Here is a 6,702-nt window from a genome sequence, read left to right on the forward strand (position 1 = left end):
GAGGCGCGCCGGGGAGGACCGGTCCGCCCGGAGCGGCAGACTGTGCCCATGGACGTCCTGGTCACCGGGGGAAGCGGTCAGCTCGGCCGGAGGGTGGTGCCCGTCCTGCAGCAGGCCGGCCACGCGGTCCGGCAGATGTCGCGGCGCGGCGCGGGTCCCGGCGGGGTGCGCGCCGACCTGGCCACCGGCCGCGACCTGCCGGCGGCCGTCCGCGGCGTCGACGTCGTCGTGCACGCGGCCAGCGACCCGCGGGGGGACCCGTGGCAGGTCGACGTCGCCGGCACCCGCCGCCTGGTGCAGGCCCTCGACCGCGGGCGCGTGCAGCACCTGGTCTACGTCTCGATCGTCGGCGTCGACCGGGTGCCCTGGAACTACTACCGGGCCAAGTTCGCCGCCGAGCAGGTGCTGCTGGCCTCCGGCCTGCCGGTGACGCTGTTGCGGATCACCCAGTTCCACCACTTCGTCGACGAGATGCTGGCCACCGCCCGCCGCGGCCCGGTGCTGCCGGTGCCGATGGGCTGGCAGGCCGCACCGGTCGACGTCGGGGAGGCGGCCGCCTTCGTGGCCGAGGTCGCCTCCGGTGCGGCGACCGGCGACGTCGTGGAGTTCGGCGGGCCGGAGGCGCTGTCGGCCGCCGAGCTCGCCCGCGCCTGGGCGGCCGCCCGCGAGCCCGGCGTGCGGGTGGTGGCCACGCCGCTGCCGGGACGGCTCTCGGCGGCCTTCCGCGAGGGCGGCGTGCTGCCCGGGCCGGGGGCCGCGCGGGGGCGCCGCACCTACACCGAGCACCTGCGGGGCGCCTGAACCGCGGCGATCCTGCCGGACTCCGCGCCGGGACTGCCGTCCCGGTGCGGTGTCCGGAAGTCGCCAGCGCGGCGTCGGTGCCGGTCCCTAGGTTCGGGGACGTGCCCCCAGCCCGCCCGGTCTCCCTGCCCGTCCTCACCGCCGTCACCGTCACCGTGCTGGCGTGGGCGTCGGCCTTCGTCGGCATCCGCGCGGTGGGCGCCGACCTCTCGCCCGGGGCCCTGGCGCTGGGGCGGCTGCTGGTCGGCGCGGCGGTGCTGGCGCTGCTGTCGGTGGGCCGCGGGTGGGTGGCACCGACGCCGCGCGAGTGGCGGCTGCTGGCCGTCTGCGGGGTCGGCTGGTTCGCCGTCTACAACGTGGCGCTCAACGCCGCCGAGCGGCACCTCGACGCCGGGACGACGGCGATGCTGGTCAACGTCGGGCCGATCCTCATCGCGGTCCTGGCCGGCGTCTGGCTGCAGGAGGGCTTCCCGCGCTGGCTGGTGGCCGGTCTCGCCGTCGCCTTCGCCGGGGTGCTGCTCATCGGCGTCGCCGGCCGGCAGGGCGGCGGTGACCTGCTCGGCGTGCTGCTGTGCCTGGTGGCCGCGGTGACCTACGCCGTCGGCGTGGTGGCGCAGAAGCCGGTGCTGCGCCGGCTGCCGCCGCTGCAGGTCACCGCCACCGCCTGCGCCATCGGGGCGGTGTGCTGCCTGCCGTGGGCCGGCGCGCTGGTGACCGAGCTGGCCACCGCGCCGGCGTCGTCGGTGCTGGGCACGGTCTACCTCGGGGTGGTGCCCACGGCGCTGGCGTTCAGCACCTGGGCCTACGCCCTGGCGCGCACCGAGGCCGGCCGGCTGGGCGTGACCACCTACCTGGTGCCGCCGCTGGTGGTGCTGCTGTCCTGGCTGCTGCTCGACGAGGTCCCGGCTCCGCTGGCGGTGGTCGGTGGCGTGGTGTGCCTGGCCGGCGTGGCGCTCTCGCGCCGGCGCGGGCCGGTGCGCGCCCCGGCGCCGGCCCGGCAGCCGGTCCGGAGGTAGGCGCGCGAGCCGATCGCTTCGACCGCCAGGCGGTCGCGACCGGTTCAGCGGCGCCGCGGGCCGGCCCAGGGGTCGTCGGGGTCGAGGTCGTCGTCGTGGTCGTCGTCGTGGTCGTCGGAGGGGCCGTCGTCGGGGGAGCCGGCCTGCGGACCGGTGCCGGTGGTGCCGCGCCGCTGCGCCGCCGCGGCCCGGCGGGCGGCGGCCTCGAGGGCGTCGTCGCGCTCGGCGGCGCTGCGGGCGCGGGCCAGCCGCTCCTGCTCCCGCGCCTCGGCGCGCGACCGGCGGCCGCCGGGCCCCGGCTCGTCGCGGGTGCGGGTGAGCCACCACAGGGCCGGGCCGGCCAGCGCCAGGCCGATCGGCAGCACGTAGGCCGCGGCCCGCTCGGTGCCGCCCTCGCCGAGCAGCCCGACCACCCCGGCGGCGTAGAAGACCGTCATCGCGGTGCCGAACAGGCCGAGCAGGACCACCGTGGTCCCCAGCGCCTCCGACCACGGCCGCACGGCGTAGGCCAGCGCCATGAGGCCCAGCCCGCCGCCGACCAGGTACAGCACCGCGCCGGTGGTGTGCAGCGACGGGTCGGTCAGGCGGGGGAAGACCCCGACCAGCAGCACGCCGAGCGCGGCGGCGCCGAGCAGCGCCACCGCCGGGCGGGCGGCGCGCCCGCGCAGCGCCGGCAGCAGCGCCACCGCGCCGGCGCCGATGAGCGCGGCCTGCACGACGAACGAGGCGTTCATCAGGGTGGAGCCGGGCCGGGTGGGGTCGCCCAGCGCGCTGATGACCTCCGCCGAGCGCGAGTAGGGCACCTCCGAGCTCAGCTGCGCGATCGTCTCGACGACGAAGAACTGCAGGGTCAGCAGCCAGGCGAGCGCGCCCCAGGTGATCCGCTTCCTCGACACGCGTCCCATGGTCCCAGCCGCGTCGCGGCCGGCTGCGGTGTCACGGGAGGTGGGCGAGGACGGCGGCGTACTGCGCCGGGGTCAGGTAGGAGGGGTTGCTGCCGGCCGGCGCGCGCAGCACCTCGGCGTCCCGCGCGGCCGGGTCGGCCAGCAGGTCGGCGCGGGGGATCGGGTCGGGCAGCAGGGTGAGCCGGACGACCACGACCGGGCCGTCGTCACCGGTCGCCACCTCGGCGGCCAGCACGCCGGTGGCGTGCACCCCGGGGCGGTCGCGGCCGCTGAGCCACAGCAGCACCGGCTGCCCGGGCCGCACGAGGCCCAGCCGGTAGGACGGCCGCAGGCAGCGGGTCACCTCGTGCGTCTGCCCGGGGCGCCAGCCGGGGACGACGGCGTCCGGCGGCCGGGCGGTCTTGACCACCCAGCAGCCGACGCCGTCGGGCCCGAGCCGGGTCACCGGCGTCCGCGCGGGACGCGCCCCGGGGTCGCCGTTCAGTCGGTCGCGGCGTGGAAGTCCGCCCCGGCCGGGTCGGCGTCGTCGGAGCCCACGGCCTGCCGCTCCTGCTCGGTGCGGTGCTGGAGTTCGTCGTCGTCGGGCCGGGGGTCGGCCTTGCCGTGCTGCTGGCGGTCCCGGGGCGCGGACTCCTCGGTGTCCATGACGTCGTCGAGGGTCGGGCGGTCGGGTGGCGTGGTCATCGCGGTACCTCCGTGGTCGGTTCTCTCCGGGAGGCCATAGCCGTCCCGTCGCCGGGGAAACGCCTCACCGCTGCTGCAGGGCGGCGGCGGGCAGCCACGCCTCGACCAGCACCGGCCCGTGCGGACCGGGGACGGCGTAGGCCACCCGGCCCTGCCAGCCCCCGGGCCGCTGCCGCCACTCGACGAGCAGGCCGGGGAGCCGGCCGGAGGCGCCCGGCGGGTCGTGCACCCAGCAGTGCCGGCCGGTGTCGTCCCGGCGCGGGGGCGGGAGGGCGCCGGCCGCCGGGGGCGGGCCGGCCGGGCGGACGCCGGAGTCGGCGGCGCGCTCGCCGAGCGACGGCCGTGACGACCCCCGGTGCATCCCGCCTGCCACCTGCGCAGTCTGGCACGCCGGTCGAACACGCGTTCGGTCGACGACGGCGCCGGACGACCGCGTGTCGGAACCGCGACACGCCGGTACCGGTGGGATCGGGGTCACACTGCACGCCGCAGTCATCCGGCCGTCACACCCCGTTGTCGGCCCGGGCACCTCGTGTGCCCACCATGTGGACGTCCCCGGCGCCTCTCGAAGGGTTCTCCGTGCGCTCATCCCCTGGATCCCGGCGCGTGCTCGCGCGCCGCGCCGCCCTCGGCACCGCCGCCGCCTCCCTGGCCGTCGTGGGCCTCCCCGCGATCGCCTCGGCCGCGCCGAGCACGCCGTTCATCTCCGAGATCCACTACGACGACGCCGGTACGGACACCGGCGAGTTCGTCGAGGTCGAGTTCCCTGCCGGGACCTCGTCGGCTGGCTGGAAGCTCTTCCTCTACAACGGCAACGGTGGCGTGGTCTACGACGCCGTCTCCCGGCAGACGCTCACCGTCGGTGACCGGTCCCGCCGTGGCCGTGGTCGACTACCCGGCCTCCGCCGGTGTCCAGAACGGCTCGCCCGACGGCCTCGCGCTCGTGGGTCCCGACGGCACGGTCGCGGAGTTCCTCTCCTACGAGGGCGTCTTCACGGCCGTCGGTGGACCGGCGGACGGGATGGTCAGCACCGACATCGGGGTGTCCGAGGAGGGTGTTCCCGAGGGGCAGTCGCTGTCCCGTCGGTACGACACCGACACGCAGGCGCTGCGGTGGTTCGGCCCGGCGGCGAGCACCAGGGGTTCGGTGAACCCCACGTTCACCCCCGAGCCCCCGCCCCCGCCGGCCGGCGTCTGCGACACCACCCCGACCTCCGAGATCGGCGCCGTGCAGGGGACCGGGGCCACCACGCCGGTGAACGGGACGACGGTCACCGTCCGCGGCGTCGTCGTCGGCGACGTGCCCGGGCTGTCCGGCTTCTACCTGCAGGACCCCGACGGCGACGGCGACCCCGCCACCTCCGACGGCGTGTTCGTGTTCAGCCCCGTGGCGGTGGACCTCGGCGACACCGTGGCGGTGACCGGGCGGGCCAACGAGTTCGGCGGCCAGACGCAGATCACCTCCCAGACCGACGTCGCGGTGTGCGCCGACGGCGACGAGGGCGACCTGCCGGCCGCCGTGGCGCTGGCGCTCCCGGCCACCGACGCCGAGCGGGAGCGGCTCGAAGGCATGCTCGTGGACCCCGACGAGGACCTCGTCGTCAGCGACGTCTTCCAGCTCGTGGGCGGCGCCCAGGGCGGCTTCGGCGAGCTGCTGCTCGCGGCCGACGGCGTGCTCCTGCAGCCCACCGAGGTGGCCCGGCCGGGCACCCCGGAGGCCACCGCCGTCGCCTCCGACAACGCCCGCCGCCGGATCGTCCTCGACGACGCCTCCACCGCGCGCACCGGCGTCACCAACCACCCCTACCTGACGGCGGCCGACCCGATCCGGGTCGGCGAGACCGTCGTGTTCACCGCCCCGACGGTGCTGGGCTACGGGTTCAACAACTGGCGGCTGCAGCCGGCCGACGGCACCCCCGAGGGCACGATCGGCACGCTCGGCGAGCGCCCCACGGCGCCGGACCCGGTGGGCGGTGACGTGCAGGTGGGCGCGTTCAACGTGCTCAACTACTTCACCACCCTCACCGGGCCCGACGCCCGCGGCGCGAGCAGCCCGGCGGAGTTCGAGGAGCAGGCGGCCAAGATCGTCAGCGCCATCGAGGCGCTCGGGGCCGACGTGGTCACCCTCATGGAGATCGAGGACACCGACTCCACCGGTGCCAGCCCGGGCGACGCCGACGGCGCCCTCGCCGACCTGGTCGGCCGGCTGAACACCGCCGCCGGGTACGACAAGTGGGCCTACGTGCCGCTGCCCGAGGAGCTCTACGCCGTCGACCGCGACGTGATCCGCAGCGCGATCATCTACCAGGACGACGTCGTGCAGCCGGTCGGCGACCCGGTGGGCCTGGTCGACGAGGAGGTCTGGGACAACGCCCGCGAGCCGCAGGCCCAGACCTTCGTCAAGGACGGCGACGCGTTCACCGTCGTCGCCAACCACTTCAAGTCCAAGGGCGCGGGCGGGGCGACCGGCGACAACGTCGACGCCGGCGACGGCCAGGGTGCCTACAACGGCGACCGCACGCGGCAGGCCGCCTCGCTCGCCGCGTTCGCCGACCGGCTGCGCGCCGAGACCGGGGACGAGGACGTCGTCCTGCTCGGTGACTTCAACGCCTACAGCCAGGAGGACCCGATCGTCGCCCTCCGCGACGCCGGCTACGCCGACCTGGGCGAGGAGTTCGACCCGGGCCGCTACAGCTACGTGTTCGACGGGCTGTCCGGCTCGCTCGACCACGCGCTGGCCACCGCGGCGCTGGAGGAGAAGGTCACCGGGCTGGCGCACTGGAACATCAACGCCGTCGAGTCGTCGGCCTACCAGTACGACGGCGACCCGGCGCTCTACGACGACGACCCCTACCGGTCCAGCGACCACGACCCGCTGGTCCTCGGGATCGACCTGGACGAGCGCTGCAACGGGCTGGTCCCGACCATCCGCGGCACCGACGGGGACGACACGCTGCGCGGCACCACCGGCGTCGACGTGATCATGGGTCTCGGCGGGAACGACACGATCACCGGCGGCAACGCCGACGACGTGATCTGCGGCGGCGCCGGGGACGACCGGCTGTCCGGGGAGAACGGCGACGACCGGCTGCTCGGCGGCTTCGGCGCCGACACCCTCGAGGGCGGCAACGGCGACGACACCCTGGTCGGCGGTCCGGGGGAGGGCGACGTCCTGACCCAGGGCCGCGGCACCGGGACGGCCGAGCAGGAGGGCGCGGAGTCCTAGGCGTCCGCTGGACACCCGGGCCGCCCGGGGCCCCCCGGGGGGCCCCCGCGCCCGCGGGCGCGGGGGTTGT

The 6,702-nt window shown here is 76.6% G+C and carries 7 protein-coding genes; 3 read left to right on the forward strand and 4 right to left on the reverse strand.

Annotated elements, in window-relative coordinates:
* Positions 1–48 precede the first annotated feature (48 nt).
* Together ACI8AD_RS19990 and ACI8AD_RS19995 are read left to right on the forward strand one after the other, a co-directional pair.
* The gene (locus ACI8AD_RS19990) at positions 49–801 is read left to right on the forward strand and encodes an SDR family oxidoreductase (protein WP_456872274.1); all 753 of its coding nucleotides are present in this window, start codon (positions 49–51) and stop codon (positions 799–801) included.
* A 101-nt stretch (positions 802–902) separates the two neighbouring features.
* Positions 903–1,817 (forward strand): DMT family transporter, encoded by a 915-nt coding sequence (locus tag ACI8AD_RS19995; protein ID WP_456872275.1) that lies wholly within the window; start codon positions 903–905, stop codon positions 1,815–1,817.
* A gap of 44 nt (positions 1,818–1,861) precedes the next feature.
* On the opposite strand, the gene ACI8AD_RS20000 is transcribed toward ACI8AD_RS19995, so the two are convergent.
* The 4 genes from ACI8AD_RS20000 to ACI8AD_RS20015 form a co-directional block, all read right to left on the reverse strand.
* Positions 1,862–2,722 carry a DUF998 domain-containing protein gene (locus tag ACI8AD_RS20000; RefSeq protein ID WP_456872276.1) on the reverse strand — a complete coding sequence of 287 codons (861 nt, stop codon included), beginning with the start codon at positions 2,720–2,722 and terminating at the stop codon, positions 1,862–1,864.
* A gap of 31 nt (positions 2,723–2,753) precedes the next feature.
* Positions 2,754–3,167, reverse strand: a complete 414-nt coding sequence (locus ACI8AD_RS20005; protein WP_456872277.1) for a hypothetical protein — start codon at positions 3,165–3,167, stop codon at positions 2,754–2,756.
* Between the two features lie 35 nt (positions 3,168–3,202).
* Positions 3,203–3,406, reverse strand: a complete 204-nt coding sequence (locus tag ACI8AD_RS20010; RefSeq protein WP_456872278.1) for a hypothetical protein — start codon at positions 3,404–3,406, stop codon at positions 3,203–3,205.
* A gap of 64 nt (positions 3,407–3,470) precedes the next feature.
* Positions 3,471–3,779 carry a hypothetical protein gene (locus tag ACI8AD_RS20015; RefSeq protein WP_456872279.1) on the reverse strand — a complete coding sequence of 103 codons (309 nt, stop codon included), beginning with the start codon at positions 3,777–3,779 and terminating at the stop codon, positions 3,471–3,473.
* A gap of 489 nt (positions 3,780–4,268) precedes the next feature.
* On the opposite strand from ACI8AD_RS20015, the gene ACI8AD_RS20020 reads away from it, so the two are divergent.
* Positions 4,269–6,632: an ExeM/NucH family extracellular endonuclease gene (locus tag ACI8AD_RS20020; protein ID WP_456872280.1), complete on the forward strand. Its 2,364-nt coding sequence runs from the start codon at positions 4,269–4,271 to the stop codon at positions 6,630–6,632.
* Positions 6,633–6,702 lie beyond the last annotated feature (70 nt).

The sequence above is a fragment of the Geodermatophilus sp. SYSU D00766 genome, assembly GCF_054049915.1.

What these genes read in the sequence shown, in the direction of transcription:
- ACI8AD_RS19990 (WP_456872274.1), top strand. Translation starts at nt 49, where the DNA reads ATGGACGTCCTGGTCACCGGGGGAAGCGGTCAGCTCGGCCGGAGGGTG.
- ACI8AD_RS20010 (WP_456872278.1), bottom strand. Translation starts at nt 3,406, where the DNA reads ATGACCACGCCACCCGACCGCCCGACCCTCGACGACGTCATGGACACC.
- ACI8AD_RS20000 (WP_456872276.1), bottom strand. Translation starts at nt 2,722, where the DNA reads ATGGGACGCGTGTCGAGGAAGCGGATCACCTGGGGCGCGCTCGCCTGG.